At 69.2% G+C, this 3,455-nt stretch carries 4 protein-coding genes; all 4 read right to left on the bottom strand.

The window, feature by feature from the left end:
- A partial coding sequence (locus tag ACWD3D_RS34925) for a hypothetical protein (protein ID WP_451464704.1) occupies nucleotides 1-226 on the bottom strand: 226 nt, incomplete at its 3' end.
- Between the two features lie 258 nt (nucleotides 227-484).
- Nucleotides 485-1,561 carry a HAMP domain-containing sensor histidine kinase gene (locus ACWD3D_RS34920; protein WP_451464703.1) on the bottom strand — a complete coding sequence of 359 codons (1,077 nt, stop codon included), beginning with the start codon at nucleotides 1,559-1,561 and terminating at the stop codon, nucleotides 485-487.
- A complete protein-coding gene (locus tag ACWD3D_RS34915; RefSeq protein WP_451464702.1) occupies nucleotides 1,558-2,295 on the bottom strand; it encodes a response regulator transcription factor in 738 nt (245 codons plus the stop codon). Before ACWD3D_RS34915 ends, ACWD3D_RS34920 begins: the two co-directional genes overlap by 4 nt.
- Nucleotides 2,296-2,522: 227 nt before the next feature.
- The gene (locus ACWD3D_RS34910) at nucleotides 2,523-3,218 is read right to left on the bottom strand and encodes a spermidine synthase (RefSeq protein ID WP_451464701.1); all 696 of its coding nucleotides are present in this window, start codon (nucleotides 3,216-3,218) and stop codon (nucleotides 2,523-2,525) included.
- Between the last annotated feature and the right edge of the window lie 237 nt (nucleotides 3,219-3,455).

The following is a 3,455-nucleotide window of genomic DNA, read 5'->3' as shown; positions in this document are numbered from 1 at the left end:
TCGACACGGTCCTGGTGCACCACACCTGGGGCTCGATGGCCTCGGGCAACCTCAAGAACATGTCGAACCAGTACGCGGCGATGCCGTCGATGCACGGGTCCTGGAGGTACTGCTGGTAGATCTCGTCGACGAGCCATTCATTGGCACCGAAAGCAGCGGCCGGGTTGATTCCCGGGCCTGCTTGGTCGGTCGAGATGGTCGAGTTACTGGGGGACTGAGACGACACGGCGGCAACCGCCCTCTTCCGCTTCACAAGGTGATGGACAGCGGGAATCAAGGCTACGCCTCCCGCGCCGTTCCTTGCAGACCGGGCCGCTCATCGTCGTGCACATCACATCTGAAGGCGGGTTTCGGAGCTCGGAATGGCGGGAAACAAGCGGGGTTCCGCTGCGCTTCGGGTAGTCAGGGACACGGCTATGGCCCCTCCGGCCGTACCCCTGGTGACGAGGGACCAAGATCACGTCCCTTTCGTTCGAACCATATGTCAACTGCGGTCCGGTGACATCCCCGGAAGAGTGATCTGAATCCGGCATCCCTGTGTGGATTCAGCCACTCTGATGCGGCCACCGTGCAGATCCACCGCCCAGTGGGCGATGGCCAGTCCCAGACCCGTGCCGCCATCGCTTCCGGGGCCGTGCGGGGACGGTGTCTGACCCCGGTTGAACCGCTCGAAGACGCGGTGGCGTTCGGCCTCCGGGATGCCGGGGCCCTCGTCGATCACTTCGAGTTCCAGAGACTCAGGATGCGGACCCCGTCGCGCCAGCACCGTCACCCGGCCGTGCGGCGGGCTGTGCTTCACGGCGTTGTCGATGAGATTCGCCACGACCTGGTGCAGGCGCTCGGTGTCCGCGTACGCCGTCATGTCCCCGGGGGACACGTCGAGGTGCAGATGGACGTCCGTACGGGAGTGGTTGCCCGAGCCCGAGGAGAGCCGGCGGCGCGAGGCCGCGAGGTTCGCCTCCTTCAGTACACCGGCCAGATAGGGCCACACCTCGAAACGGCCGGCCTTGAGCGGGACGACACCGTTGTCCAGCCGCGACAGGTCCAGCAGCGTCTCCACGAGCCGGCCGAGCCGCTCCGTCTGCTGGAGCGCCGTCCGCATGGTCTCCGGATCGGCGGCCGACACCCCGTCCACCACGTTCTCCAGTACGGCACGGAGCGCCGCGATGGGGGTCCGCAGCTCGTGCGACACATTGGCGACCAGCGCCTTGCGGTGCCGGTCGACCGCCTCCAGGTCGTCCGCCATGCGGTTGATCGTCTGCGCGAGGTCGCCCAGCTCGTCCCGGCGCCCGGCCCCGCTGACCCGGCCCGTGTAGTCGCCGTGCGAGATCGACCGGGCCACCGCCCGCATCTCGTCCAGCGGCGCCGTCAGGCCGTGCGCGACGAACTGGGTTATCAGCAGTGTGGCGATGACCGAGAACACGGTGATGAACTGGAACTCGGTCCGGGTCCGCAGCGCCACCACGAGCAGCCCCGTGGTGATGAACACGGACACCACGACGAGCGTGCCCAGCTTGGCCTTGATCGAGAACGGGCGCAGGCCGGGCCCGGAGCGGGTCATGCTGCCGGGGTCTCCAGCGCGTAGCCGACGCCGTGGACCGTACGGATGCGCTCGGCGCCGATCTTGCGGCGGAGCGCCTTGATGTGGCTGTCGACCGTACGCGTGCCCGAGGCGTCCGCCCAGTCCCAGACCTCGGCGAGCAACTGCTCACGGGAGAGCACCGCGCGCGGGGTGTTCGCCAGGCAGACCAGCAGGTCGAACTCGGTCGGCGTCAGGTGCACGTCGTCGGCGCGCACCCGGACCCTGCGCTGCGCGTGGTCGATCTCCAGTTCACCCAGGCGCAGGATGCCGCTCCGCGGCGTCACCGCGGCCAGCGCGGCCCGCTCGACCCGACGCAGCAGTACGTGCACCCGTGCCGCAAGCTCCCGCATGGAGAACGGCTTGGTCATGTAGTCGTCCGCGCCGACCCCGAGCCCGACCAGCATGTCGGTCTCGTCGTCCCGCGCGGTCAGCATCAGCACCGGCACCGGGCGCTGCGCCTGCACCCGGCGGCAGACCTCCAGGCCGTCGAAGCCCGGGAGCATGATGTCGAGCACCATGAGATCGGGCTGCCACGCCTCGGCCGCGTCCACGGCGGCCGGACCGTCCAGTGCGGTCTGCACCAGGAAGCCCTCCGCCCGCAGACGCGCGGCGATGGCGTCGATGATCGTGGCGTCGTCTTCGACCACCAGCACCCGGCGCTGCGCTCCGGGGGTGGCCGCGACGCCGCTGTGGTTGGTGTGTGTCTGTTCCATCGCCCCGCCCCTGCCCGCTCCCGCGGAGATCATTCCTCCGGGGGGCGCGGTCTTCGCTCGTTTTTTCTTGCCTGTGTGGTCCGTCTGCCGGGCAGCAGCGTAGAGGCTGGGGACACCTTTCGGCTACGCAGGGTGGTGCCCGGAAAGGAAGGGATACCCCTCAGAGGCAGGAGGAAAGCGTGCCTTGTCCGGTTATCCGTGCCCGGCCGGATACCCCGGCGGGGTGCTCAGGCGGTCCGAAGTGCGAGATGAACCACGTCGGGCACACCTCGGGCAACGGGCACCTCTTCGGTCCGTACCCCCTCGAATCCGGCACCTCGTAGAGCCTGTTCGAAGGATTCGGACGGCTGCGCGGACCACATGGCGAGAACACCCCCAGGAGTCAGACGTTCCCGGCAGGCGGCGAGGCCTGAAGGGGAATAGAGGCTTCCGTTGTCGTCGGTCACGGTCCAGTCCGGACCGTTGTCGATGTCCAGACACAATGCGTCATAACGCTCCGTAGTCGTACGGAGGTGCTCGACCAGGTCCGCGCGCAGGACCGAGGTTCTCAGGTCGGCCAGGGCGCCACCGGAAATCCGGTCCAGCGGGCCGTGCAGATGCCACTCCACGATCGCCGGCTCCCGCTCCACCACGATGATCCGGCCCCAGCGCTCCTGCTCGGCGGCCCGGACCAGGGAGAACCCCACGCCGAGCCCGCCGATGAGCACCGAGGGGCGGGGGCGCGCGGGTGGCAGTGCCGCGAGTGCGGCGTCGACGAGCAGCCGCTCGGACCTGCCGTCCGAAGTGTCCATGAGGAAGCACCCGTTGGCGATGATCTCGAAGTGCTCACCCCGCCCGCGCAGTACCACCTCGCCGAAGGGGCCGTCGCGGCGGTCGAGGGTGACGGCGGGCGAGTCGCTGGTGCGGCTGGGGCTGGCGGGCATGCTGGCTGCTCTCCGGTCTCCGGTGTGGCGAACGGGTCCGACGCCGCCCATCCTGTCCCTGCGGGACCCGGCGGCGCCAACCGATATGCGTGGGCGGGTGGTTGGGCGGGGCGGGGTGGGTGCTCCACGTCTCCTGGTCATCCTCCCTCGCCTGCGAGTCCTCGCTGACCGGCCTCGTACGACAGGAGAACGGCGTCTTCCGGCTGTCCTTCACCGGGACCCCGCAGGCGGCCGACG

This window comes from Streptomyces sp. NPDC002690 (assembly GCF_053592415.1).
Note: the sequence above shows the minus strand (reverse complement) of the source record. Positions and strands in the feature narration are given on the sequence as shown.

What these genes read in the sequence shown, in the direction of transcription:
- ACWD3D_RS34920 (WP_451464703.1), bottom strand. Translation starts at nt 1,561, where the DNA reads ATGACCCGCTCCGGGCCCGGCCTGCGCCCGTTCTCGATCAAGGCCAAG.
- ACWD3D_RS34910 (WP_451464701.1), bottom strand. Translation starts at nt 3,218, where the DNA reads ATGCCCGCCAGCCCCAGCCGCACCAGCGACTCGCCCGCCGTCACCCTC.
- ACWD3D_RS34915 (WP_451464702.1), bottom strand. Translation starts at nt 2,295, where the DNA reads ATGGAACAGACACACACCAACCACAGCGGCGTCGCGGCCACCCCCGGA.